Source organism: Flammeovirga sp. SJP92 (assembly GCF_001583495.1).
Classification (GTDB): Bacteria; Bacteroidota; Bacteroidia; order Cytophagales; family Flammeovirgaceae; genus Flammeovirga.
Window position 1 is genome coordinate 25,708 of sequence record NZ_LQAQ01000012.1, and the last position, 25,435, is coordinate 51,142.

Below are 25,435 nucleotides of genomic sequence, written 5' to 3' on the forward strand. Positions count from 1 at the left end.
ATTAAGCTTCTTGTTTTTGAGTGGATAAATAGCTTTCATAGACTAACCCATATGAAGTATGTTCACTTAAAACACCAGCCAATGGATACGCCTTTTCCGATCTCCAGTCATGCATTATTTCGGCTAAAGCTGAAGCCCATGTAGATACTTTAACTCCTGCTTGGGCTAAACGCTGTACGGTCACTTCCTGCACCAATTTATTCCAAGTACCGCTTGCATCAAAAATAGCATAAGGATCATACCCTTCAGCTAAAGAAGATAACGCTGGGAACATCAAACAAACGTCCGTTACAATCCCTGCCATGATTATTTTCTTTCTTCCTGTAGCTTCAATGGTTGCTTTAAAATCAGGGTTATTCCATGCATTGATTTCACCGTCTCTTTTGATGTAAGTTGCATCTGGAACAAGGTCCAACACCTCCTGAATAAAAGGGCCATTCGGTCCTTCGGGCATACTGGAAGTGATCACAATTGGAATACCTGCCTCTTTCGCCATTTTGGTTAAGGCCAATAAGTTCGTCTTCAATAAATCAGGCTCTATATCTCTCACACTAGATAGCAAACCTGTTTGGTGATCAATAAGTGCTAGTACACTGTTTTCTGTCGATAAAAATTCTGAGAATCTGTGATTGTTCATCTTCGTAATGTTTAAGTTTTTGTTTTGATTACATTACAAAGGTGTAGGATTGAAGAAGGATATATTAAACCAAAAAGCAGTCAAAAAGAACCAATAAGTCGTATAGATAAATTAAATAAGGTTTTTAATAAAAAATAATAAACCAATAAAATCATATTATCCTTTTCCTATATTCCACAGGTGTGATTTCTTTATATTTTTTGAAAAAGCGTCCAAAGTGAGAAACGGTATCAAAATTTAGAGCATAAGTAATTTGGCTGATCGACTCTCTAGTGTAGGTTAATAGATATTCGGCTTCATTGATCAATCTCTCATGTATAAAATAAAGTGCTCGCTGTCCTGTGAGTTGTTTTATCGTTTCGCTAAGATGTTTGGGAGTGATTGCTAATAAATCTGCGTATTCTTGAACGGTTTTCTTTTCTATGAAATGGATTTCAATGAGTTTTTTATAGCTCAAAAAAAGGTTTTGCTGACTGTTTGTTCCTTCTTCTAAACTTTTATTCAAGTATAATCTGCTTTTAATGTGTCCCATTAATGCCAGTAAATGACCATTGATTATATTTCCTTTAAAGAGGTGCTGATGTTTAACTTCACTCTCAATCTGTTGAAATAATTGGGTATAGATCCTTAAACTATCACTTTCTAACTCAAAATAAGGAATACAACTTTCATTATAGCTTAATAATTTGTCAAGTACTTCAAACTGAATTCCCAACTTTTGTATATGATCTTGGTGGAACAATAACACTTGGATTTCAAAGTCTGAAGAGATATTGGATAAAGAAGCAATTTGTCCAGGTTTTATGATATGAATTGAGTTGGCATTGATGGAAAAATTATGATGATTGACCCTTCTAAAGGCAGAACCTCTTAAGCACATGATGACAATGAAATGATCACACCTCATCGGCACTCCTTTGTTTCCTTCTCCATTATTGGAAAGAATTACTACATCATCATCGGTAATCGCATCATTAAAAATATCAGTCCCAAATGTAGGCTGAGGTGCATGAAAAGATTGATATAATTGAAGGCTTTTAGTAATAGTTTGAAAAGGAATCATATTTTTATCAAAAATAAAGCAACAAAAAAGTCACCCTAAATATAGAGTGACTTCCTTGATTTATGCATGAAGGGTTCTAATTATTTTAAAACCACTGTTCCATCTTCTAATTTTTCAATATCGCAACCTACTACTTCTGAAACTTGCTCAATCACTGTTTCTAGGGTTTTGTTTCTAAAAATACCAGTGAATTTACGTTTCTCTAATTGCTTATTCTCAATCACAATTGAAGTGTTGTATGCTTTTCCTATTGCTTTGACTGCATCTGACAAATTAGCTCCTTCAAATGAAAGTTCTGTCTGCATTAAAGAAGCAGCATTGATATCCTGCTCATAAGATTTCTTGTTGACCGTTCCATCAGCAACAGCTCCTGTTTCATTTTTAACAAGAACAACATACTCGCCAGTCTCTTTGCTTTCAAATCTTACTTTACCCGTTACCACCTCAACTTGATTTTGTGTCAAGTGGAATGAAGTACCTAACACGGTAGTAGTTGCTTCTGAAGTGATGATATTAAAAGCATGTTGTTCATCTCTTTTCACTTCAAAGAAAGCATCACCTTCCAAAGAAACTACTCTATCGTTATCACCAAAAGTTTCAGGATAACGAATTGAACTTTCTTTGTTCAGCCAGACTTTTGTACCATCAGGTAATTTCACTAAAGCAGTTGTATTGCCTGTTTCTTGTTGCAACATCTGTACTTTATCACTGTCTAAATAATAGAACATTGACAAGCCCAATGTCAACAAAATGGCTACCGCCGCTGCCATACTATTCGGGAATGACCATGTTGAAGTATTATTTTTCTTCACTGCAAGATTCTTCTCCACTTTAAAAGTTGGAGCTTCTTTCTTTTCTTCGGCAGTAACGTTCATTCTCAACAGCATTTTGGCCATTGCAGCGTCCATCTCTTCAGATGAAACTTCCTTACGTTGTTTCTTACCGAGTGAGCCAGCAGAAGACCAAATGTCCTTTACATCGTCACATACCTCATTAGTTTGGTTTTCTAATGTAGTAGCAATTTTTGTTTCTTCAGATTCAACTTCCAAAATCTTATCCCAGATTTCGTTTACTTTAGCGTCCAACTGAGAAGTATTTAAAATACGCTTCTTTTCTTGTCCGATGCTAGTGGATTGAATCCAGATCTCTGTTACTTCTGAAAGAACACTTTTGAAAGTTTCGTCGGTTTCAGCCAGCTGTTTTGCTTTAGTAACAGCCATTTGGTCACCACCTAAGCTTTCTGCAATCAGTGTCCAATCAATGTTAATTTCCTTATCCATAAAATGTCGGATAAATATGATAAATTCTTTATTACTCTAAATAATATTAAGGACAAGTCATGATGAATTTTCATTTTCAGTCCTTGTGTCTATAATGACGCTTCATAGCGGAATCACACAGTTATATCGTCCTTTAAGCCAAGACAATTGAAATCTATGTGAAGACAAAAAAAATCTAAAATAAATTGAACTGTAATAAATAGTCTATAATTAAGCCCACTACAATTCCGCCTTCCAATGCCATTAGACTAGGGTCAACATGCCCTTTTAATTTTTCTCTTAATTGTTTTAAAGCTAAGCCAATTTGATAATGCACTGTTCTTACAGGAATATCTAATGCATCAGCAATTTCTTTATAAGTCAAATCTTCAAAACGGCTCATTTTGAAAATTTCTTTCATTTTTTCTGGTAATTCCTCAATGGCTTCAGAAAGTCTTTTCTCTAATTCGGAAAAATGATAGGTATCCTCCGTATCGTTACTGGAAATAACCATTCTTTCTGCTACACCCTTCTGGTAATCGCGCTCAAAGTTTCTTCTTTTGATGAAGTTCAGCGTATGATTTCTTGCAGAGCGGTATAAATAAGCTTTTAAGGATAAGTTTATATTTAAAGATTCTCTTTTACTCCAAAAGTTTACAAATATATCTTGAACTAATTCTTCGGCCGTTTCCCAGTCTTTTACCATTCCATTGATAAAATTAAGAATTGCCTGATAGTATTCTTTAGTTATATATTCCCAAGCAAAACGATCTCCCCCTTTCACAAGGTCAATCAGTGCTTCTTCTTCTAAGTTTTCGAAATTCATTAGATTAAATATCGATTTTATTGATTTTGGCACTAAAAAATGTCACCTGCTTCTCGTTAATTTCTTGCTAATTCCTATTGGAATATTGTTTTCTCACTCTTACTTGGTTTTCCGCTTCAAGTTCAACTCTAAATACGAATGAAAAACAAAATCAACGATTTCCGATCACCTCTATCTTAGCACTTCGCCTAATACTGAAGCTATAATCACACAATATATTTAAAAAATAGTGTATTATAAACCTCATTAATGAAAATTTGAATTATTCGCTATTAGTATGTTGATATAAGCAATTGATCAATTACCTACAACCTTGATACTTTTATTAAATTGCCACCTCAATTAAAACTATAAACAATGACTAAGCAGGAAAAAGTTCAAGACATCGTTCAAACTTTACAAAGTTTATACCCTAATCCACCCATTCCATTAGACCATAAAGATCCTTTTACTTTATTGGTGGCTGTGGCACTTTCTGCACAGTGTACTGACGAAAGAGTGAATAAAATCACACCTCTTTTATTTGCCAAAGCGGATAATCCTTATGATATGATGCAATTGAGTGTGGAGGAAATTAGAGAAATCATAAAGCCTTGCGGGCTTTCTCCGATGAAATCGAAAGGGATTTATGGAATGTCAAAGATAATTGTTGAAAAGTTTGGCGGTGTAGTTCCTGATAATTTTAAAGACCTAGAGTCTCTTCCTGCGGTGGGTCATAAAACGGCTTCTGTAGTGATGTCACAAGCTTTTGGTGTACCTGCCTTTCCTGTAGATACACATATTCATAGATTGATGTACCGTTGGGGACTTTCCACTGGAAAAAGTGTGGAGCAAACAGAGAAAGACGCCAAACGCTTGTTTGATGAAAAAGACTGGAATGATCTTCATCTTCAAATCATCTATTTTGGAAGAGAGTACTGCCCTGCTCAGAGACACGATCCTAGAGAGTGTCCTATATGCTCAAAGCATGGCAGAAAAACACTTTTCACAGAAAAAAAATCTTCAAATCCTAAACGAAAGGTAAAGAAAAAAGCATAATTCAACATCCTGTTAACATTAAATTGAAGTTATCTTCTCAAAACATTTGGGAGTTAACACGCCTTTGAGTGATTTAACAATCATTGTCGCTTTAAACGGCACACTTCAACGACAAACGCCGTTTAACCATAGACGAATGCTTTGCGCCGAAAAATTTATGTACAATGTACACGTATACATAAATTTGGGTATAAATCAATAAAAAAGCATTGATTCTATCTTATCACACTACTAAGAAAATTTAATGATTATGAACACAACATTGTTGAACCAACAAGTTATGACGGACAGAGAATTTGAACGTCTTCAAACCTACACTTTTTCAACAAATGCTGAAGCGTCTGTAGTTATCGCTCACGAAATCGCTGATCTTATTAGAGACAAAGCGTCGAAAGGTGAAAATGCAGTTTTAGGCTTGGCTACTGGTTCTTCTCCTTTAAAAGTATATGACGAATTAATTCGTTTGCACAAAGAAGAGGGGTTATCATTTAAAAATGTAGTGACTTTCAATTTGGATGAATATTATCCTATGCAACCTGATTCTGTACATTCTTATGTACGTTTCATGAACGAAAATTTATTCAACCATATTGATATCGAAGAGAAAAATATCCATATCCCTGACGGTACTTTAGCGATGGAAGATGTTTATGCTTTCTGCAAAGACTATGAGGCTAAAATTGCTAACGCAGGTGGATTGGACATTCAAATATTAGGTATTGGTCGTACAGGTCACATTGGTTTCAACGAGCCAGGCTCAACAGAAAATAGCCGTACTCGTATGGTGACTTTGGATGCGATCACTCGTATTGATGCGGCTCCTTCATTTGGTGGTTTGGATTTCGTTCCTAAGCGTGCTATTACAATGGGTGTGAAGCCGATTATGCAAGCTAAAAGAATCATCATGATGGCTTGGGGTTCTGGTAAAGCACCTATCGTGAAGAAAATGGTAGAGGGCGATATCTCAATGCAAGTACCTGCAACTTTCCTACAAAAACATGATAACGTGTCTGTATTCATCGATGAAGGTGCAACGGAACAATTGACACGTATCACAACTCCTTGGTTAGTTTCTGAAGTAGAATGGACTACTGCAATGACAAAGAAAGCGGTAGTTTGGTTAGCTTACAAAACAGGTAAGCCGGTCTTGAAATTAACGAACAAGGACTATTTGGAAAGTGGTTTAGATAGCTTATTATCCACTAAAGGTTCTGCTTACGATTTGAACATCGAAGTATTCAACCTTTTACAACATACAATCTCAGGATGGCCAGGCGGTAAGCCTTCAGCAGACGATACACAACGTCCTGAAAGAGCTGTTCCTGCTAAGAAACGTGTAATTATCTTCTCTCCTCACCCTGATGATGACGTAATTTCAATGGGTGGTACATTCCAACGTTTAGTGGACCAAGGACACGAAGTACACGTTGCTTACCAAACTTCAGGTAACATTGCCGTTTCTGATGATGATGCTCGTAGATATGCTACATTTGCGAACTCATTGATGGACAAATTTGGTTTTGGATCTGCTGAATCTAAATCGAAGTTTAAAGAAATCACTGGTTTCTTAGATGCAAAAGAGGAGGGTGATATCGATTCATTAGCAGTAAGACAAATCAAAGGTCAGATTCGTAGAGACGAGTCGATCGCGGCATGTCGTTACACTGGTATTCCAAAAGAACAAGTACACTTCTTAGATTTACCTTTCTATGAAACAGGTAAAGTTCGTAAAAACCCAGTAGGTGAAGCGGACATTGAGATCATCAAAAATATCATTTCTGACATCAAGCCTCACCAAATCTACGCAGCAGGTGACTTAGCTGACCCGCATGGTACTCACCGTGTATGTTTAGATGCTATCTTCGCTGCTTTGGAAGAGTTGAAATCAGAAGAATACATGAAAGACTGTTGGGTTTGGATGTACAGAGGTGCATGGCATGAGTGGCCAATCGACGAAATCGAAATGGCTGTACCAATGTCTCCAGAACAAGTTCTTACAAAAAGAAAAGCTATTTTCTTCCATGAGTCACAAAAAGATGGCGTAGTATTCCAAGGAACAGATGACCGTGAATTCTGGCAAAGAGCAGAAGAGCGTAATTCGGGAACTGCGAAATTATACAATGCACTTGGTCTTGCAGAGTATGAAGCAATGGAAGCGTTTGTGCGCTACCACTTCATCTAGAGATATATAAAGTGTGCGATAAAATAGATTGAATTAAACGTCTGGGAGAAATCTCAGACGTTTTTTTGTTTCAAGACAAACCTGTATTAACAAATCAATTTTTTATTGGCTATATTTATTTGACGATAAGTACTGGTTCAGAATAAAACGAGTATTTCGTAGCCCCATAATTGAAATTATGGACTTTTGGGAAGACATCTCAATTATCACTTTTGATTATAATATTTGTCTTAATCTGTATTAAAGCGATGTAAGAACTTGTAAATTATTGAAACATTTCAAGTTCATAATGAGTGTCGAAAAAAAGGATAGCTTCCCAAAAGCCCATGACTTCAAGTCATGGTGTACGGTGTTTTGACCCTTTTCTTCTGACCTGATACTTCGACTTTGTCACTCCTAAAAAGTGTATCTCAATATAATTTTTAACTTACCTATTTTGAATGAAATCCTCTAAATATTATCCTCAAAGAACGTTATTACTATTAACCCTATTCTTTTTCAACTCCATTATTTCCCTTGCCCAATCCCCTGAACCACTCGTCAAAGTAGGCATAGAAGTATTGAGAGATCAAAATTTTAAAGCATTAGAAGGTAAAAGAGTGGGATTGGTCACTAACCCTACAGGTGTTGACCATAGCTTTATTTCTACTGTAGATATTTTATATCAAGCTAAAAATGTGAATCTCACTGCTCTTTACGGACCCGAACATGGTGTGCGTGGGGATACAGATGCTGGTGCGCATGTGGATAGTAATACGGATGCAGTGACTGGACTTCCTGTTTATTCACTTTATGGAAAAACAAGAAAACCTACTCCTGCCATGCTTCAGAATGTGGATGTGATTGTATATGACATTCAAGATATTGGTGTGAGATCCTATACTTTCATCAGTACTTTGGGGTTGGTAATGGAAGCAGCGGCTGAAAATAATAAAGAAGTAATTGTATTAGATAGACCTAATCCGCTTGGTGGTACTAAAATAGAAGGCAACATTGTTGAACCGGGCTACTTTTCTTTTGTGAGCCAATTCCCTATTCCTTACATCTATGGATTGACAGTAGGAGAACTAGCCTACATGATGAATTATGAAGAGTGGCTGAAAAATAAAACGCAGTGTAAATTGAATGTGATTCCGATGAAAGGCTGGAAAAGAGATATGCGTTTTAAAGATACTGGCAGACATTGGATTCCTACTTCACCTCATATTCCTTTCCCTGAAGTAGCTGAACTTTACCCTGCCAGTGGAATTATTGGTGAACTAGAAGGAAACTTTATTGGAATTGGTTACACTCTACCTTTTACGCTTTTCGGGGCAGAATATATCAATACTAGACAGTTTGCTCAACAACTGAATGCTTTAAACTTGGAAGGTGTTTATTTTAGAGGACTTTCTTTTACGCCATATTATAAAGAGAAGAAAGGGATGAAATTACATGGAGTGCAGATTTACATTACTGATTATGATAAAGTGCGACTGTCAGAAATTCAATTCCATGTTTTAGAGGTACAGCATAAGTTACATGCCACTAAAGATCTTTTTAATGCACACAAAGACCGATGGACCATGTTTGACAAAGTTTGTGGCAGTAATAAAATAAGAGAAGGATTTATGGCTTCTTACAGTTTTGCAGGAATGAAGGATTACTGGAGAAAAGATGAGGCAGCCTTCAGGAAGAAAGCTGCCGTGTATTTAATGTATCGTTAAGCATAGTTAGTCATATAGTTTTGCTTTAAAAAATTGGGGAAAGTGGATTAAGATTGCATTGCATCAATATCATTTTTAAATCTGGTTAGTAGGTCTTGGGAAAAAGATTGCATGACGGCTGTTTCGTTTTCATCGATACCATCTGCTGCTTCTGCCACAACCTCCATTGCCTTGATAAATTCTTGGTACTCATTTGTAGGGCCGTAATGCTTACAATAGTCTATGACCTTGTTGTAAACATCATCTACGGGAGTGTTTCGTTTCGCTTCATAATTAAAGGACCATCTGATGTCTTCCCCATAAGGATGGTCTTTAAAATAACTCTCTAGCACCTCCTTTTCTTCTACTTGAATCACTCCGTCCGCTTTTGCTACTACAAACAATAGTTCACCTAAGATTTCGTAAAGTTTTTCTTTGTCTGACATAATCAATAAAGTTTTAACCCGAGCGTTAACTCGGGCCATAAGTTGTTATAAAGTACTCTATTGTATACGTTAATGAGTGCTAATGTGGATATATTTTAAAGTGTCTTATATACATTTTTATAAATGTTTAACAATAGGTTAAAATCCGTTATAAAATATGGTATATCACATATAAAAAGTATATGATTTGCCACAACCGATTGAATTAGAAATAATATATGGCTCAACATCTTGTAAGACACAATAGATATTGATTTCTCAACTCTCTTATTATTTATATCTAAATAGAGGTAGTTCATGATGTTCAAAGGAACATTTTTTTATTTAGTAGCTCTACTACATTCTCAATTAGACAATTTATCTCATTAAGCATAATTACTCTATGGCTACAAAAAAAGCAGTGAACTTTTCAATTCACTGCTTTTTTTAAAATAAGAATAGTCTATAATACTATAATCTATCATCTTATTATAGACAACAGCAGTCGTATTCAATTTCATAGTTAAATGGCCTCATGTGATGTCTCCACCCTAAGGGTAATTTTTGATATACATTAAAATATATGGTAATATGGATATACTTTTCAATACCTTACTTACATATCTTATAAATTTTCAACGACTTTTCAGGAGAAAGATATTTTATACTTATTGATAAGAGATAACATTGTGTCGCTTTAATAAATCTTCAAAATTTACTTTTTTAAGTTTCTTCTTAGTCATATCCTTTAACTCTAAGCGTTTAGCTTTTCTCACTTTTTTTATTGTTGAGGAATTGTCAGACCTTATTGATGAACCACCATGACTATGACTCAATACACCATTACGAGAGGTACTATTATATGCATTTCGTTTTATTGCATCTATATTATTAGGTTGAAAAAAATGATTAGAGTTATAAGTTAGATCATAATAACTGGGACCAGAAGCAGGATGTGCTATTATCATTGGTGTGTTCAGATCTTTGGATTTAATAGGTTTTATTATATCAAACAATAAAACTGAATACTCATAAAAAGAAGGTACAACTTCGTTATTAAGTATAGCTCCTTTCCATAAACCTTTCGTTTCTTTCAATCCTTTAATGAGATTTCGATTCAAAAGATCAGTGAACCCCTCCTTTAACTCTACATCTGTGACATTACCATCTTTATCCACAAGTACCCACATTTTCAATTCCATCTGGTGATAGATTTCATACTTGATTCCTTTGAGGCATTTCTTCAAATACTTTCTTAATTCATCATCTGACTTTAACACAGCAGATTGATGTGTCTTGATATAAGTAGTATCCATACTCTGATTAGAAATATATGAATAATCTAACACTCCATTTTTATACAATTCATGATAATAAGAATGTTTTCCAACTTGAAACTTAATTGTCCCCTCACCTTTTATCAATATTGTATCTCCTTTCTGTGTTCGAACTGTAGTTACCAATTCTCTATTATTATTGTAGGTGTATTCTTTGATAAAAGAATCATAAAAAAAATAATCAACCCACTGGCCAGTTTTAATACCATTTTTATAATTACCCTTTATTCTTAAGCGTTTACTCTGATCAAACAAAAAGAATTCTCCATGATTTTCACCTGATTTCACTTCATTAACGCTTATCAAGTGATCTGAATGAACATCAAAAATGAGATCATACTCATTACCATTTTCTGCCTCATAGTTCACCTTTGCATAAAATACTCCTTTGGAATAATTACTGAAAGACATTTTCTTAAAATCTTTATCTAACCATTCTAAAGATGAATATGTTTTTTGCGATTGAGGTTCTTCTTCTTCTAATACATATTGACCATAAGTGCAGAAAGGGAGTGTTAACAGCATAATAATGCCCCAAAATAATAGTTTGTTCATTTTTTTAATTTATATCAAGTTTGCATATAAGTAAGTACTCTACCAAAATTAGCTTATTATCATTATTTTTTACGATTATTTCATCTAAAAACTTTCAACAGAGCCACTACTAATGCATTTTTAATCAACACACTCACAAAAAATAAGTAGAAAACTAGAGATAAGTTACTTTTGGTAAATACTGAGTATAAAAAAAGCAGTGAACTTTTCAATTCACTGCCTTTCTATGATCTATAATTAAAATGGTCTAGTACCACTCAACAATATCTTCTAGCGGTTTCCTTGTGATATTAGGCACCTTTGCGTCTTCTGCTGGATATCCTACTGGTATTAATAAGTAAGGTCTTTCATTTGCAGGGCGTTTTAATTCTTTTGCCAAAAAATTCATGGGAGATGGAGTGTGTGTCAATGCCACTAACCCTGCTTCATGAATAGCATTCAATAGAAAGCCACTAGCCAAACCTACAGACTCATTCACATAATAATTATTGTGTCTTATACCATGCTCATCAATCTCATATACCTGCTTGAAAACCACTATTAACCATGGTGCAGTTTCCAAAAAAGGCTTATTCCAATCTGTTCCAAAAGGTTTTAAATCGTCCAGCCATTCTTCGCTCATTCTGCCATGATAGCCTTCATACTCTTCTTTTTCAGCAGCAATACGGATATTTTTTTTCACTTCCTGGCTTGAAACGGCACAAAAAGTCCAAGGCTGTTTGTTGGCACCTGAGGGAGCACAACTCGCCGCCTTTATGATATTTTCAATCACTTCCTTCTCTACTGGTCTGTCAGAAAAATCTCTCAGTGATCGTCTTTTGTTAATCTTTTCGTAGTACTCCTGCGTTTTCTTCAGCATTTTTTCTTCTGAAACTTCTAAAGAATTATAAGGTATAAAATCTTCCACAGCGTGCATATGTGTCAATGGGTTGAACGAATAAAAGTATTTATAACACCTAAAAATACAATAAAAACTTTAATAAATTAAAAAATAAAGCTATTAATTGCCGAAAGTAGCTCCTGAGGCTTCTCAGCGTGTACCCAATGCCCTGCTCCTTCAATCATTTCGACCGAAACAGAGGCAAATTTTTCATTAATCTCTTCTTGATCTGCTTGTTGTATATAGTTGGAGTTCGTACCACCAATAAATAAAGTTGGTACTTCAATGGTATGTGTCATTGCTAAAGCTTTACCTACCTCCTCAATTTTGGCAGTTATCACCGGTAAATTGACTCTCCAAGCAAAACCTCCTTCTTTCTTTCGATAGATGTTCTTCAATAAGAACGATCTTTCACCAAAGTTTGGTATATATTCTGCCAATAACTTATCTGCTTCTCCCCTAGTTTTTATAGAATCTATTGGCAAAGCGTTCAATCCTTCCAATATTGTTTGGTGATGAACAGGGTAAAAACGAGGAGAAATATCCACTACAATCATTCTGCTTACCATGTCAGGATAGTTGGCGGCAAACTGCATGACAGTCTTTCCACCCATAGAATGCCCCAGAATAATTGGCTTCTCAAGCTGATGTGTTTCAATAAACGTTTTCAAATCATCCGCCATCAACTGATAACTGAAATCATCACTGTGCGGCGATTGCCCATGATTTCTCTGATCGACTAAAAAAACATGTAATTTTTCTGACAATTGCTTTCCTAGTGTCATCCAATTATCGCATTGTCCGAAAAGGCCATGTAATATGATTAATGGTTTATTTCCTCTCTCACCAATTTCTCTGTAAAACAAATTCATTATATATGAAATTTTAATTAGAAAATGTAAAGATGTAGTTTTGAGGAGAAATAAAAAAAACATCCTCTTTAAAAAGAGAACAAATGAAATCTATAAATCAATCACTTCTTGCTTATTTTTTAATCATTGCATCCCTTTTTTCTTGTGGCCTAAGAACCTCAGATAAGATTGATGCCAATAGTGTGAATAAGCAAATCAAGGAACGAAAAATCAAACAGATTCATGAAAATGATATTGCTGAAAAAGGCTATTCAATTGGCAGGTCTATTGTAAAAACAACAACAATTGATCAACCTTGTGGTGATTTGGCTTTATCTATTTTTGCAGACAGCTTGAAGCCCTACATTAAAAAAGCGTGGGTAGAATGTTCTACACCCACTGATGAGATTGAAAAAAGCGTCTGGGAAGCATATCAATACAATATTGACAATAAGTTACCCCTCAATGATAACATCCAGGGAATTATCACTTCTTCCAATAAGAAGTCTTATTTATATTCTTCGCCTTTGAGTAAAGATGATTCGTTGAAAGTAATTCAAATTGAACTCAACCATAAAGCTTTAGTGTTGGCATTATATTAAAAATCAACACTATTAATAATTCTAGAAAATAGTACCTTTGCGTATTAAATTCGTTATCAAGAAATTTCTTTAACAAAAACAATGAAATATTTAATCGTAGGCTTAGGCAATATTGGTCCTGAATATGAAAAAACGCGTCATAATATTGGTTTTATGGTAGCTGATTATTTAGCAAAAAAACATGATGCTTCTTTTAAAATGGATCGCTTGGCCTATGTTGCTGATTTTAAACATAAAGGAAGAAGTATTACGGTAATCAAACCGACTACCTATATGAACCTGAGCGGTAAGGCTGTAAAATATTGGGCTAATCAATTAAAAATAAAAACAGAGAATATTCTAGTGATTGTTGATGATTTGGCTATTCCATATACAAGTCTTAGAATGAGAGGAAAAGGTGGTGCTGCAGGTCATAATGGACTAAAAGATATTGAAGCTCAATTACAGACAGCTGCATATCCAAGATTGCGTTTCGGAATTGGCGACAATTACTCTAAAGGAAAACAGGTTGATTTTGTATTGGGAGAGTTCACAGAAGATGAGAAAATTGATTTGGAAGGATTGATTGAAAAGTCAGCAGATATGTGTCTTTCTTTTGCTTCCATTGGTTTATCAAGAACAATGACACAATACAATAAATAATATGACAGACAAGAAAATCAAAGGAATATCAGGATATATCATGATCATTGTACAAGCTGTTGTGTTTGGCGGCGCAGGTTATGTTTTATCTCTTCCTGATCTTGGAGCACTTGCTATGCTCCTGCTCTTTGTTGATTTAGTATTATTGAGAGGCTACTTTGTAGTATCAGAAGGAGATTCAGCTTTGATTTCTCTTCTGGGTAAATATAAAGGCTCTATCAATACTTCAGGCTTTTATTGGTATCATCCTTTCAGAACTATCCAAAAAATATCATTGAAAGATGAGGTACACATGGTAGGACCTTGGGATACTTTTGCAAAAGACGGGGTACAATTGGAGATGAGTGTTGAGCTGAGATGGAAAGTAGAAGATGCTGCAAAAGCATATTATGGCATGTCAAGTATCAAAGATTCAGTGCTTTCTATTGCAAAAGAAACAGCTCAAACGTTAATAGAAATGTATCCATATGAGGATTTTGGTGAAGAACGTGTTTCTTTGCGCTTACATTCTACCACAGTGAATCATGCTTATGCCACTGCCCTGAAGAAAAAACTGGAAGAAGTGGGTGTTCAACTTGAAAGTGCACGCTTCAATAGTATCCGTTCTTTGGGTAAAAAGAGAGCGGCAAACGAAGCTGTTGCCATTGCACAGCAAATGATTCAAGAGGTAGATCAAGTCAATCAGTTGACAGAAAGTGAAAAGGCTGGAATGAAGTTGCAGTTGATGTCACTTTTAATGACTGAAAAATAACATTAGAAGAAGTTTTTAGAAGATATGCATAAAGATGAATGTTTCGAGTTTGGTAAAATCACCAAAACTCATGGTCTGAATGGTGAGGTATTATTTTTCCTCGACGTAGATGATCCTTCAAAATATGAAGGTCTTGATGTGGTATTTTTAGAGAGAAGAGGAAGTTTAGTTCCTTTTTTCCTAGAGTACTTGTCACTTCACAACAATAGATATATCGCCAAGTTTGAAGATATTGACAGCATTGAGGCGGCCGCCGAATTAAAAGATGCCCAATTGTACCTTCCACTTACTGCTCTTCCAGAATTGAAGGAAGGACAATTCTACTATCACGATATTGAAGGGTTTACTGTAGTAGATAATAATTTAGGTTCTTTAGGAACAGTTCATAAAGTTTATACTAATTCAGCTCAAGATATCTTGGAAATGCAGTATAAAGGAAAAGAAGTTTTAATTCCAATCAATGATGAAATTATCATCAAAGCTGATTTAGAGAAAAAGGAATTATATACTAATATTCCAGATGGGCTGTTAGACATCTACATGGAGGAATAATGCAATAACAATCTCCATTACGGAATAAAATATTCACTAAAAGCTTCATTTTTAAGAGTTCTTCACTTCTTAAGATGAAGCTTTTATATTTTGTAACATAACAGTTGTTTATATTCAAACTCATTTAATTGAATAGATAGCGCTTTGTTATTCAGTCACGTAAGTTTGTATATGCATAAACCTAATAATGTTGTATTTGGTGTTTATGCCACATTCATTATCAATATTTAAACTACTTTACGTGAAAAAGCTACTACTAATTTCCAGTCTAGTATTGCTGGGACTAATCACTTCCAAAAACGATGCTAACGCACAAACAAGTGTTCAATACTACTATGGTATGGGCAATATTCAGCAGATCTCAGTATGGCAGAATATTGACGAAACTAATCTGTTGAACTTCCGTGTTGGTTATCAAGATTTTGCTGAAGAAAATATTAGTATGTCCGTAGGTTATGGACATTTATTTGGTAAGTTTTTACCTTATTTGGTTTTTAACAAAGATGTTACTTCTGAGTTAAATAATTACTCGTTTACCAACGGTTATTATTGGGCTCCAGGCGGGCGTTGGGACTGGGCTGTGGGCTGGACGCTCAATCAGCATGAAACCATGAGAGGCACTTCAGAACGCCCTGAAGGAACCTACTCTGCATGGTCGCAAAGTTATTGGTTTGATGCTTATTACAACTTAATTGAATGGAGAGCTCAAATCGGTGTTGAAGTGGGTATTACTTCTTCAGGAGTGAAATTCTGGGGAGTGATGTTCAGTAAGGCCTTAGATTTTAGTAAGAAAAATAAAATGAAATAAATATATTTCTAAAAGCATGTTTAGAATAATATGTTTTAAAAGTAAAAATTTTCCATTTTAGGTTATAAGGGAATTAATTTATAAAAAATAGTGGTTCTATAGTTGATGGAATTAATAAACTCAAGTTCTGAAAGGGTGAATTTTTACTAAAAGAGATATTTAAAACATGCTCTAAACATAAAATAAGAAAGTGATAAATTTCAATCATGAAAATTCATCACTTTTTTTATGTTTAAATACAAAGACAAAATTATTTAATACTATTTTTGACTTAATACTTACTCTGAAATAACAATTATCAAAAACTGAAGTAAATGATACTCCAACTGCTAAAAGCCCCTTTTCCATTTTTAGATTCCTATCGTTCTAAATGGCTTTTTTCCATTTTAGCAGGTATGTTTGTGTACTTTTTCCTATTAATATTCCAACCCTTTGAATTACATCAAATTCAATACAACAAGCCCATATTTATTATGGGGTATGGGTTGATTACTTTTGGAGTAATCAGTTTTGCTTTATTTCTATTGCCAAAATTGATAAAATCGGTTTTTCAAAGAGATCAATGGACCGTTGGAAAAACAATTCTATATGCGTTTTTCCAATTACTTTCTATCAGTATTTTAAACTGGGCTTACACGCACTATTTTTCTTGCCTCTCTACAGATAATGTAGCTGATCATTCTTTTACTTATTTCATATTTATTACACTTTCTGTAGGTATTTTCCCTTGCACCTTTTTAGTACTATTTCTAGAAAGAAAATTAAGGATAGAAAAAGAGAACAAGGCTGAAACTATTAATCAAAATATCTCATCGCATAAAAATGAAATATTAAGCCCCAGTCAAAACATCTATAAGATTGGAACAGAAAAGCAATTTATCACTTCATTAGCTAATGAATTATTATGCATTAAATCTGAAGGTAACTACTTAGAACTCTATCAATGGAAAAATAATCAATTGATCAAAAATGTGATTCGCTTACCTCTAAAAACTGCTAAATCCATTCTTGAAGAAGAAAAAGATATTCATCATTGTCATAGATCATACATTGTCAATTTTCAGCACTTAGAGAAAGTTTCCGGCAACGCAAGAAACTATGAAATACAACTTCAAAACCTTCCTTTCTCCATTCCCATTTCAAGGTCTTTTTCTAAAGAATTAGTTAATTTCTACTTATAACAGCCTTCCCATTCGTCACAAAAAAGCCCATTAATCACTCAAAAATGTCACTTCACATCATATCTTCCCACTTATAACTTCTTTGTAGCAAGCTCCATTTATGCTCTCTATGTTTGTATTGTTATCCACAGAAAATTATAATACAAATGAAAACAGTAGTTCTATTATCCACCTTTTTTCTCTCCTTTTATCTTAATGTAACTGGAGAAAAAAATACCGTGGAAGTGACCATTACTTCTATTGCATCTGATGAAGGCAATATCATTATTGGCGTTTATAATAAAGAAGACGCATTTCCAAAATATGAAGAAGTTTACAGAGGCAAAGTCATTCCAGCTCAAAAAGGAAAAGTACATTGCTCTATCCCCAACCTTCCTAATGATAAATATGCTATTGCGGTATGGCATGATAAAAACAACAATGTCGAATTAGATAAAAACTGGGTGGGCACACCAAAAGAAGAATATGGTTTTTCCAATAACCCAGACTCACGCTTTGGTCCTCCGACCTTTGATGAGGCATCCTTTGATTTCGATCAAAATAATTCTATTGCATTAACGATAAAACTTCAATAATCATGACTAAAAATACATTTGACACAATCATCATTGGTGGTGGATTAGGCGGGCTGACTGCTGGTGCTACATTGGCTAAATTAGGTAAAAAAGTATTACTTCTAGAACAACATTATGTGGTAGGGGGGTGTGCTACAACTTTCAAAAGAAAAGACTTTGTGATGGAAGTGGGTTTACATGAAATGGACGGCCTTTTTGAGAAAGATTTGAAACAAGATATTTTTAAGTTTCTAGAAGTAGAGAAAAATGTTGATATGATTCAAGTACCCGAATTATACCGCTTAAAATCTCATAATTTAGACTTTGTTTTTCCTCATGGAAACAATGAAAGTATCAATGCATTGATTGAGAAATTTCCATCTGAAGAAAAAGGCATCAGAGCTTTTATGAAATTGATGAATGGAGTGTTAGAAGAGTTGCCAAGCTTTCCGAATAAAAAATGGAAACAGAATTTAAGTTTACCTTTTATGCCACTTACTCATCCAAATGTAGTAAAAGCGTCACGTAAAACAGTTGGTGAATGGCTTGATCATTATTTTGAAGATGAAGATCTAAAACTATTATTACAAGCCAACTTGCTTTATTATCATGACGACCCGTATACGATGTCCATGATTTATTTTTCCGCTGCGCAATCAAGTTACATTCAAGGAGGAGGGCACTTTGTAAAAGGTGGCTCACAGAAGTTATCTGATTATTTAGCCTCTGTAATTGATCAAAATAAAGGGCAAGTACAAGTAGGTAAAAAAGTCAATAAAATCATCATTGAAAATGGCAAAGCTGTTGGTGTAGAATACATTGAAAAATATAACCCGGATAATATCCACACTGTATTTGCATCAAAAATCATCGCAAATACAGCTATTCCGTTAGTGCAAAAATTACTTCCAGCAAAAGAAGGAAAGAAACTGAATCAAAAAATTAAAAACTTAAAAGCCGCTTGCTCCTTATTGAGTATTTATATTGGCTTCAAGAAAGAAATTAAAGCACTGGGGAATAAATATTATTCCACGTTTATATCTGGTGATAATGTATCAAGCATCAAAGATGTTTACAGCAACAACAGAGGCTCATGGAATAAACGAAATTTTGTATTTGTAGATTATAGTCAAATTGATTCACAATTAGCTCCTGAAGGAAAATCATTTGGTGCAATATGCACTGCTGATTACCTAACAGACTGGGAACACCTCTCTGCAAAAGAGTATATGCAGAAAAAAGAAGAAGTAGCTCAAATCTTTTTCAACCGATTAGAGAAGCATTTCCCAGGTATTAAGGATGAAATTGAATATTATGAGGTGGGGACATCTAAAACAATTCAAAGGTATACGATGAATCCTGAGGGAACTCCATACGGTTTTGCACAAACAGCTTCTCAGGCAGGAAAAAATAGAACTCTATTAACCTCTCCTATTCCAAACCTTCACTTTGCGGGTGCATGGACTTTTCCTGGAGGAGGTTTTACAGGTGCAATTATCAGTGGCTTTTTAAGTGCTCAAGAGGTCAATAAAGGAATAAAAACTACAGTTAACGACTACAGTGTGTTGGAAGATGATAATATCATTCACCTAATTGATAAAAAGTGCGTTGCTGACAATACGTATGAATTCACTTTTACAAAGCCCAAGGGATTTAATTATCAAGCAGGACAGTATGGAATATTAGAATTAATAAATCCAAAATTCAATGAGGTAGAAATTCCTCATAGAGCTTTATCTTTTGTTTCACACCCTAGTGAACCCTATCTTAAGTTTGCATTAAAACTCAGCAACAGTAGCTATAAAAGGTCATTGATGACTTTAGAAACAGGAGCAAAATGCAAGTGTTATGGTCCTATTGGAAATTTCACTGAAAAGAAATTGAGTAACAAGCAAAAAGGTATTGTATTTATAGTTTCAGGCATTGGCATCACGCCTATTTTGCCTTTAATCAAAGATTATCAGGAACTGTATCAGAGCACTCCTATTACTTTACTGTATTCAAATAAAACACTAGAGGCTTGTGCTTATCATGAACATTTCATTCAACTGGAAAATGAAAATTTCAGTTACCATACTGTTTTAACAGCAACTGAAAAAAGAATAGACCGATCTTATATCAAGGGAAAAATTGACAACTTGGAACAACATCGTTTCTGCATTGTTGGGGGAAGGTCTTTTGTTTTGGGAATGCAAAAGGAATTACAAAAACTTCATATTCCTAATGAGGATATCATCGTAGATGATTTTGGGTAAAAAAGAAACTCACTATGCTATCCAGTTATTATTATAACTTGATAGTATAGTGAGTTATTATTTTTTTGAATAAAGTATTATTCTACTTCTTCAAGTTCACGCTCTTCCTCTTTTGATTGACCTCCTTTAGGCTTATCAATATATGTTTTATAAACAAAGAAAGCACCTGCTACAATACCAATTCCCAATAGAGAATAAGCTAATACAGGACGTGCAGCAATCCATGCAATTGAGATCGTGATAAAACTAAAGCAAATTGTCAATACACCTGCAATCAATGAAACACCAAACGAAACAATACTTCCGATAAATGGTATTACATCTGCAAGTACTGCTAAAGGCTTAAAGATCATTGTAAATGATACAAACATCAATATAATACCACCAATTCGGCATAACCATAATACCATATTGTTACCTGATTCAGCCTTCTTGATTACATTTTTAGGTGAAACTTCGCCTGAGTTTACCTCAAAAAGAGTTTCTCCATCTGATGTTGTATAGTTCACCAACTTGTTGCCTTTTTGCATTGCCATCACTGTTTTAGTGGCATCATTAGGTTCATATGTAAATGTCACCAACATGTCACCTACTTTAGGATCAGAATAAGTTCCCTTACCAACAAAAATCTCTGTATCGCTAACAAGTTTAGCATATTTGTTTCCTTTGATATTTGATTCATCCACTTTTACATCAACAGGATTGTTGCTCATTAAGTTAGAACCATCATAAGCTCCAAATGTTGCTTTCTTAGCATCGTAAGTAGTGGCTTTATATAAAAATCTCTTCGGGTTTTTATGCCCTTTTGCGATTTTAAATTTCTCAGAGTTTTTTAAAGAGCTTGACCATTCTTTTCTGTAAGTATACTCTTTTGTTGTTTCCTTACTTCCTCCAAGTTTTTTCTCAGATTTAGAGTTTACATCCTCTACCCACTGGAACATTTTTACTTCTCTACTTAAAGAGAATCCATTGACCTCAACCTTGAATTTTTTATCCTTCAAAGTTTCATCTGTATGAACTTTCCCAACTACGTGAACAAGTTTACCTTCATTTTTTGGATCGATTTTATTTACATCAGCCACAACAAAAGACGACGCACCTTCTTCTAAAGCATCTGCTCTTTTAACGGCACGGCCTTCATTCCACCATAATAAATAACATGAACCAAATAATAGTACAAAACCAAATAAGATACCGAACAATGAACTTCCGATACGCTCACCGTAAGATTCTGTTGAGGTTTCTACATAGCGATCTTCTCTTTCTTCAACACTAACCTCATCTTCATAATCACTGGCAAAGTGATCGTCTTCCATAGAATCATCATCAAAAGAAGCCGCTATTGCTTCTTCTTCTACATCATCTACCTGCTCTTCTTCATCGGTTTCAGTTTCTTCTTCTTCGTCGGATGCATCATTAAAAAAATCATCTTCAGCTGAAGATTCTTCTTCATTCGTTTCTTCGTTTTCGTTGAAGAACTCTTCTTCTTCGTTATTAGTCATTTGAATATAGTTTGATGTTGAAAAATAATTTGCAAAAAACTTTAAAAAATTCACTAGCATTTGTCGATGCTGCAGACCCAAACTACGATAAAATCGAGAAAATAAAAAACAAGACTATTACATATCTTTAATTTTTTTTACATAAATTAAAACGGCAAATAAATCTTAACTAATTTTATTTTTAAACTATGAAATTCTTAGCTATCGCACTGGCGTTAACTTTTTCGACTGCATTCGCGAACCCTCTAGTAACCAAGTACTATGTATGCGGTACAAGTAAAGTTGCCCATATCAAAAAAGATTGTCCTGCTTTAAAGAAGTGTAAAAATAAAGTTACAGAAGTAACTTCTCTTAAAACAGGTATGACGGTATGTAAATTTAAAAGTGGTTGTAATGGAGGAGGCACTTCTTCTCAAAAAGCATCGAGTAGCTCTTCTGCTACAAAAAAGACTTCTAATTCAAGTTCTACTGATAAGAAAACGTCTTCTAGCAGCTCAACGCAAAAGAAAACGTCAAGTTCTTCATCATCATCTAGCAGCACTACAAAAAAGAAATAATTCAACCTCACAGAGGCTATTCTTTAAATGTAGGCTAAATAAAAAAGCTGTCTTAGTTTCGAAACTAAGACAGCTTTTTTGTATAAAATCTTGGACATAAAAAAACAAGCCGGGAACGCATCGCTCAACTCCTTACCCTTGCTTGCTTCCGCACCTGGGGGATTCGGAGGAGCAAATCGACCCGACTTGCGATGCAAAGGTAAGTACATTTTTTAATTCCGCAATGGTTTTTTATTATTTTTTTCTCAAAAACTTATAAGTTAGCGCTAATTATTTAGCTTTCAATAAATTAAAGATGATTTTTTATTTTAAAAAAAATTGATCGTCGAATACATTATGATAAAAGGTTAGTGATATCGTCTTTACTTAACTTCTTCATAAAACTTTCCTCAGTCGTGATCAAAGTATCAGCTAGCTCTTTTTTGCTTTGCTGTAAAGCCAAAATTTTCTCTTCAACCGTACCTCTGGTAATGAATTTATAAACCATCACCTTATTTTCCTGTCCAATACGATGTGCTCTATCTACAGCCTGAGCTTCGATAGCCGGGTTCCACCATGGATCTAAAATAAAGACATAATCTGCCGCAGTAAGGTTTAAGCCTAGTCCTCCTGCTTTTAATGAAATCAAGAAGATCTGTACGTCCTTAGAGTTTTGGAATTTACTCACCTCTTTCTTTCTGTCCTTCGTTCCACCATCCAAGTAAGCATAATCAAAACCTTTATCATCTAACTCTTTTCTGAACAATGTCAAGTGCTTTACAAATTGACTGAACACTAAAATTTTATGTCCTTCTGCTGTTGCATTTTCCAATGATCGAATCACTTCATCAAACTTACCTGCAGAGTGCTCGTATTTCTCTTCTAAGAGCACCGGGTGATTAGCCAGCTGTCTGAGTTCCGTCAAACCTTTAAGAAGCATAAACTGAGATCCCTTCACTCCTGTACTTTCAATATGCTCTAAAATCTCATTCCGATAAGAAGACTTGATTTCTTCATATTTTGCTTTCTGTTCAGATGTCATATCAATATACATTACCTTTTCGATCTTCTCTGGAAGTTCAGAGGCAACTTGTGATTTATGTCTACGCATCACAAATGGCTTGATCAAACGATAGAGCTTTGCATATTTTTCTTCGTCCTTCTTTCTTTCAATCGGATGCAGGAATTCTTTCTTGAAGAAATTTTGTCCACCTAATAACCCCTCATTCGCAAAATTCATCTCAGACCAAAGGTCCATCGTTGTGTTTTCAATAGGTGTACCTGTCAATAAAAGACGTTTTCTAGACTTTAACTGATTGACTGATTTTGTAACTATAGAAGATGGGTTTTTAATGATTTGAGCTTCATCCAATATGATATAATTGAAGAAATATTGTGATAGAATCTCTGCATCAATACGTGCTGTACCATAAGAAGTAATCACCAAATCGTACAATCCAAACTTCTCGGGATTCTTTTGTCTATTGGTACCTGTATAGTTGAGAATCTTCATTTTAGGTGTAAACTTCTTGGCTTCCATTTCCCAGTTATAAACCAAAGAAGTTGGCATAATCAGTAATGAAGTACCATTTTCGGCTCCTCTTTCATGTTCTAAAACAGCCAAAGTTTGTACTGTTTTACCCAATCCCATATCATCTGCTAAACAGCCACCAAAATTGTACTCAGAAAGGAATCGCATCCAATTATAACCTGCTTTTTGGTAAGGTCTTAATTTTCCCTTGAAGCCTTTAGGAACATCATAATCCTCTATCTGATCAAAATCGTTCAACTTCGATAACCTTTCATTCAAACTCACTTTAGCCAATGAACCTTCTTTCAGTTCTTGCACTAAAGCCAAGTGATGTTTATGCAGACGTGGTGTTTCGCTATCATTATTAAGGAAATAGAAAAGTTCCTGATACTGAGAGAACCACACATTAGGTATCACGGCAATTTCACCATTTGGAAGTTCAAATTCATGACGGCCAGAAACGATTAATTTTCTGATCACTGTAAATGGAATTTCAAACTCACCAAACAATACTTTGGTCTTGATATCAAACCAATCCCTATCCTCTTCTACCTCAAGATTGATCACTGATTTACCAATGAAATATTTCTTTTCAATGGCTCCATCCTGATCAATCAAGACATTATTTTCTTCCAAAGCTTGAGCATTGTTTGAAATCCAAGAGAAAGCGTCATTCTTAGGTAAAATGATTTTTCCTTTCTTGCCAATCTCCAACCCTAAATGTTCAATATTTTCTTTAACGGCCGTTTCAAAATTGACTTTTCGGTTCATTTTGAAAAATGTAAATTCATCGTCTTTGTACTCCAAATTCACATGGCTTCTTTTCCCGATTGTTCCTCCATCAATCACACGATCTCCATATTTGAAGACCAAACTCAATTCCACGTCATTGACAACTGGAGCACTTTCTTCGGAACCATTTTCAGCCGTTACAATTTCTTTCAGAAGTAAAGATGCTGTAGCTTCTTCTTCCAAACGGACAATATTAAAACCATCCGCTTTTACTTTGTAATCTTCAATCAGGTGTGTAATAAACTTTTCGTAGTAGCTAGGTTCCATTTTCTTAGGAATAGCAATAAAGTTTTTGAATAAGAAAGGCTTAATTTTCTTTCCATCCACATCACCTTCAAAAGTATAAAGTTTTCCTTCCAATAGTAACCAAGCAGGTCTATTGGAAAGTAGAACGGCATTTTTATATTGGAACTCGACCTTTTCACCATTGAAAAACATGAAAGGCCTGTAATTGGTATTTTCTTTTTCTTTGTTTCTCCAGAAACGGAAGGTAATAGAAGCTTTTTCTTTTTGAACGCGAATCGTTTTGTAAGTAGGGTTACCATCTTTTCCCATCTCAAACACCATTTTTCCTGAAAGGCGATTAAGAATTTTGATTCTTTCTTCCTCTACATAATCGAGGATTCTTTTCTGAAGCAGTTCATCTCCTTTTTTATCATCAAAAGTGGATAAGAAAAATGCATTCGCTTTTTGTCGTTTTTTTCCACCAAAACGATGTGCTACTGCATCAGGTTGAATATTGTCCATCAGGTCAATAAGTTCATAATCCTTCTCATCCAGTCTGCTTGAAAACTCATGGGCATTTCTTGCAGAAATATTCTGATGTTGAAGGGTCAACTTATTTTCGTGGTTCAATTGAACTACAAAGGATTCGAATAAATAGCCTAAAAATTGATGTTCAAATAAAGAAAAAACCAATTGAAAGGGTTGGGACGTGGAAACTTTCATCTGCGCTCAGAACTCTTTTTACTAAACAATTTTTCCAATTTCT

General features: G+C 34.6%; 22 protein-coding genes and 1 other RNA gene. 12 read left to right on the forward strand and 11 right to left on the reverse strand.

Features of this window, described 5'->3' with window-relative positions:
• Window position 1: 1 nt before the first annotated feature.
• From AVL50_RS00520 to AVL50_RS00535, 4 genes are all read right to left on the reverse strand, one after another.
• Window positions 2-637, reverse strand: coding sequence for an isochorismatase family protein (locus AVL50_RS00520; RefSeq protein WP_062614524.1), 636 nt, complete (start codon window positions 635-637; stop codon window positions 2-4).
• A 151-nt stretch (window positions 638-788) separates the two neighbouring features.
• Window positions 789-1,700: an AraC family transcriptional regulator gene (locus tag AVL50_RS00525; protein ID WP_062614525.1), complete on the reverse strand. Its 912-nt coding sequence runs from the start codon at window positions 1,698-1,700 to the stop codon at window positions 789-791.
• Window positions 1,701-1,780: 80 nt separating this feature from the next.
• On the reverse strand, window positions 1,781-2,980 hold the full coding sequence (locus AVL50_RS00530) for a FecR family protein (protein ID WP_062614526.1): 1,200 nt from the start codon (window positions 2,978-2,980) through the stop codon (window positions 1,781-1,783).
• A 175-nt stretch (window positions 2,981-3,155) separates the two neighbouring features.
• On the reverse strand, window positions 3,156-3,785 hold the full coding sequence (locus tag AVL50_RS00535; protein WP_062614527.1) for an RNA polymerase sigma-70 factor: 630 nt from the start codon (window positions 3,783-3,785) through the stop codon (window positions 3,156-3,158).
• A 357-nt stretch (window positions 3,786-4,142) separates the two neighbouring features.
• On the opposite strand from AVL50_RS00535, the gene nth reads away from it, so the two are divergent.
• The 3 genes from nth (at window position 4,143) to AVL50_RS00550 (ending at window position 8,711) form a co-directional block, all read left to right on the forward strand.
• Window positions 4,143-4,823 (forward strand): endonuclease III, encoded by a 681-nt coding sequence (nth, locus tag AVL50_RS00540; protein WP_062614528.1) that lies wholly within the window; start codon window positions 4,143-4,145, stop codon window positions 4,821-4,823.
• Between the two features lie 244 nt (window positions 4,824-5,067).
• Window positions 5,068-7,005 carry a glucosamine-6-phosphate deaminase gene (gene nagB / locus AVL50_RS00545; protein WP_062614529.1) on the forward strand — a complete coding sequence of 646 codons (1,938 nt, stop codon included), beginning with the start codon at window positions 5,068-5,070 and terminating at the stop codon, window positions 7,003-7,005.
• Window positions 7,006-7,445: 440 nt separating this feature from the next.
• Window positions 7,446-8,711 (forward strand): exo-beta-N-acetylmuramidase NamZ domain-containing protein, encoded by a 1,266-nt coding sequence (locus tag AVL50_RS00550; protein ID WP_062614530.1) that lies wholly within the window; start codon window positions 7,446-7,448, stop codon window positions 8,709-8,711.
• A gap of 47 nt (window positions 8,712-8,758) precedes the next feature.
• Here the strand turns inward: AVL50_RS00550 and AVL50_RS00555 are convergent, their stop codons facing one another.
• The 4 genes from AVL50_RS00555 to AVL50_RS00570 form a co-directional block, all read right to left on the reverse strand.
• The gene (locus AVL50_RS00555) at window positions 8,759-9,136 is read right to left on the reverse strand and encodes a TerB family tellurite resistance protein (protein WP_062614531.1); all 378 of its coding nucleotides are present in this window, start codon (window positions 9,134-9,136) and stop codon (window positions 8,759-8,761) included.
• 647 nt (window positions 9,137-9,783) lie between these two features.
• Window positions 9,784-11,007: a hypothetical protein gene (locus AVL50_RS00560; RefSeq protein WP_157491075.1), complete on the reverse strand. Its 1,224-nt coding sequence runs from the start codon at window positions 11,005-11,007 to the stop codon at window positions 9,784-9,786.
• A 247-nt stretch (window positions 11,008-11,254) separates the two neighbouring features.
• On the reverse strand, window positions 11,255-11,914 hold the full coding sequence (locus AVL50_RS00565) for a nitroreductase family protein (protein ID WP_371258972.1): 660 nt from the start codon (window positions 11,912-11,914) through the stop codon (window positions 11,255-11,257).
• A gap of 77 nt (window positions 11,915-11,991) precedes the next feature.
• A complete protein-coding gene (locus AVL50_RS00570) occupies window positions 11,992-12,759 on the reverse strand; it encodes an alpha/beta fold hydrolase (protein ID WP_062614534.1) in 768 nt (255 codons plus the stop codon).
• An 83-nt stretch (window positions 12,760-12,842) separates the two neighbouring features.
• On the opposite strand from AVL50_RS00570, the gene AVL50_RS00575 reads away from it, so the two are divergent.
• From AVL50_RS00575 to AVL50_RS00610, 8 genes are all read left to right on the forward strand, one after another.
• On the forward strand, window positions 12,843-13,340 hold the full coding sequence (locus AVL50_RS00575; protein ID WP_062614535.1) for a hypothetical protein: 498 nt from the start codon (window positions 12,843-12,845) through the stop codon (window positions 13,338-13,340).
• An 81-nt stretch (window positions 13,341-13,421) separates the two neighbouring features.
• Window positions 13,422-13,982: an aminoacyl-tRNA hydrolase gene (pth, locus tag AVL50_RS00580; RefSeq protein WP_062614536.1), complete on the forward strand. Its 561-nt coding sequence runs from the start codon at window positions 13,422-13,424 to the stop codon at window positions 13,980-13,982.
• A 1-nt stretch (window position 13,983) separates the two neighbouring features.
• Window positions 13,984-14,733: an SPFH domain-containing protein gene (locus tag AVL50_RS00585; protein WP_062614537.1), complete on the forward strand. Its 750-nt coding sequence runs from the start codon at window positions 13,984-13,986 to the stop codon at window positions 14,731-14,733.
• Window positions 14,734-14,757: 24 nt separating this feature from the next.
• Window positions 14,758-15,285, forward strand: a complete 528-nt coding sequence (gene rimM / locus AVL50_RS00590) for a ribosome maturation factor RimM (protein ID WP_062614538.1) — start codon at window positions 14,758-14,760, stop codon at window positions 15,283-15,285.
• Window positions 15,286-15,526: 241 nt separating this feature from the next.
• Complete coding sequence (locus AVL50_RS00595) at window positions 15,527-16,093, forward strand: hypothetical protein (protein WP_157491076.1); 567 nt, start codon at window positions 15,527-15,529, stop codon at window positions 16,091-16,093.
• A 314-nt stretch (window positions 16,094-16,407) separates the two neighbouring features.
• Window positions 16,408-17,274: a LytTR family DNA-binding domain-containing protein gene (locus AVL50_RS00600; RefSeq protein WP_082795599.1), complete on the forward strand. Its 867-nt coding sequence runs from the start codon at window positions 16,408-16,410 to the stop codon at window positions 17,272-17,274.
• 146 nt (window positions 17,275-17,420) lie between these two features.
• A complete protein-coding gene (locus AVL50_RS00605) occupies window positions 17,421-17,849 on the forward strand; it encodes a DUF2141 domain-containing protein (protein ID WP_062614541.1) in 429 nt (142 codons plus the stop codon).
• Between the two features lie 2 nt (window positions 17,850-17,851).
• Window positions 17,852-20,083: an FAD-dependent oxidoreductase gene (locus AVL50_RS00610; protein WP_063850497.1), complete on the forward strand. Its 2,232-nt coding sequence runs from the start codon at window positions 17,852-17,854 to the stop codon at window positions 20,081-20,083.
• A 77-nt stretch (window positions 20,084-20,160) separates the two neighbouring features.
• Here the strand turns inward: AVL50_RS00610 and AVL50_RS00615 are convergent, their stop codons facing one another.
• Window positions 20,161-21,585: a TMEM43 family protein gene (locus tag AVL50_RS00615; RefSeq protein WP_157491077.1), complete on the reverse strand. Its 1,425-nt coding sequence runs from the start codon at window positions 21,583-21,585 to the stop codon at window positions 20,161-20,163.
• Between the two features lie 188 nt (window positions 21,586-21,773).
• On the opposite strand from AVL50_RS00615, the gene AVL50_RS00620 reads away from it, so the two are divergent.
• Window positions 21,774-22,142: a hypothetical protein gene (locus AVL50_RS00620; RefSeq protein WP_062614543.1), complete on the forward strand. Its 369-nt coding sequence runs from the start codon at window positions 21,774-21,776 to the stop codon at window positions 22,140-22,142.
• 100 nt (window positions 22,143-22,242) lie between these two features.
• Here the strand turns inward: AVL50_RS00620 and ffs are convergent.
• Both ffs and AVL50_RS00630 read right to left on the reverse strand, forming a co-directional pair.
• Window positions 22,243-22,333: signal recognition particle sRNA small type (gene ffs / locus AVL50_RS00625), an RNA gene on the reverse strand.
• A gap of 143 nt (window positions 22,334-22,476) precedes the next feature.
• Window positions 22,477-25,392 carry a DEAD/DEAH box helicase gene (locus tag AVL50_RS00630; protein WP_062614544.1) on the reverse strand — a complete coding sequence of 972 codons (2,916 nt, stop codon included), beginning with the start codon at window positions 25,390-25,392 and terminating at the stop codon, window positions 22,477-22,479.
• Window positions 25,393-25,435 lie beyond the last annotated feature (43 nt).

Coding starts and splice junctions, on each gene's coding strand:
- AVL50_RS00520 (WP_062614524.1), bottom strand. CDS start 637: ATGAACAATCACAGATTCTCAGAATTTTTATCGACAGAAAACAGTGTA.
- AVL50_RS00525 (WP_062614525.1), bottom strand. CDS start 1,700: ATGATTCCTTTTCAAACTATTACTAAAAGCCTTCAATTATATCAATCT.
- AVL50_RS00530 (WP_062614526.1), bottom strand. CDS start 2,980: ATGGATAAGGAAATTAACATTGATTGGACACTGATTGCAGAAAGCTTA.
- AVL50_RS00535 (WP_062614527.1), bottom strand. CDS start 3,785: ATGAATTTCGAAAACTTAGAAGAAGAAGCACTGATTGACCTTGTGAAA.
- nth (WP_062614528.1), top strand. CDS start 4,143: ATGACTAAGCAGGAAAAAGTTCAAGACATCGTTCAAACTTTACAAAGT.
- nagB (WP_062614529.1), top strand. CDS start 5,068: ATGATTATGAACACAACATTGTTGAACCAACAAGTTATGACGGACAGA.
- AVL50_RS00550 (WP_062614530.1), top strand. CDS start 7,446: ATGAAATCCTCTAAATATTATCCTCAAAGAACGTTATTACTATTAACC.
- AVL50_RS00555 (WP_062614531.1), bottom strand. CDS start 9,136: ATGTCAGACAAAGAAAAACTTTACGAAATCTTAGGTGAACTATTGTTT.
- AVL50_RS00560 (WP_157491075.1), bottom strand. CDS start 11,007: ATGAACAAACTATTATTTTGGGGCATTATTATGCTGTTAACACTCCCT.
- AVL50_RS00570 (WP_062614534.1), bottom strand. CDS start 12,759: ATGAATTTGTTTTACAGAGAAATTGGTGAGAGAGGAAATAAACCATTA.
- AVL50_RS00575 (WP_062614535.1), top strand. CDS start 12,843: ATGAAATCTATAAATCAATCACTTCTTGCTTATTTTTTAATCATTGCA.
- pth (WP_062614536.1), top strand. CDS start 13,422: ATGAAATATTTAATCGTAGGCTTAGGCAATATTGGTCCTGAATATGAA.
- AVL50_RS00585 (WP_062614537.1), top strand. CDS start 13,984: ATGACAGACAAGAAAATCAAAGGAATATCAGGATATATCATGATCATT.
- rimM (WP_062614538.1), top strand. CDS start 14,758: ATGCATAAAGATGAATGTTTCGAGTTTGGTAAAATCACCAAAACTCAT.
- AVL50_RS00600 (WP_082795599.1), top strand. CDS start 16,408: ATGATACTCCAACTGCTAAAAGCCCCTTTTCCATTTTTAGATTCCTAT.
- AVL50_RS00605 (WP_062614541.1), top strand. CDS start 17,421: ATGAAAACAGTAGTTCTATTATCCACCTTTTTTCTCTCCTTTTATCTT.
- AVL50_RS00610 (WP_063850497.1), top strand. CDS start 17,852: ATGACTAAAAATACATTTGACACAATCATCATTGGTGGTGGATTAGGC.
- AVL50_RS00615 (WP_157491077.1), bottom strand. CDS start 21,585: ATGACTAATAACGAAGAAGAAGAGTTCTTCAACGAAAACGAAGAAACG.
- AVL50_RS00620 (WP_062614543.1), top strand. CDS start 21,774: ATGAAATTCTTAGCTATCGCACTGGCGTTAACTTTTTCGACTGCATTC.
- AVL50_RS00630 (WP_062614544.1), bottom strand. CDS start 25,392: ATGAAAGTTTCCACGTCCCAACCCTTTCAATTGGTTTTTTCTTTATTT.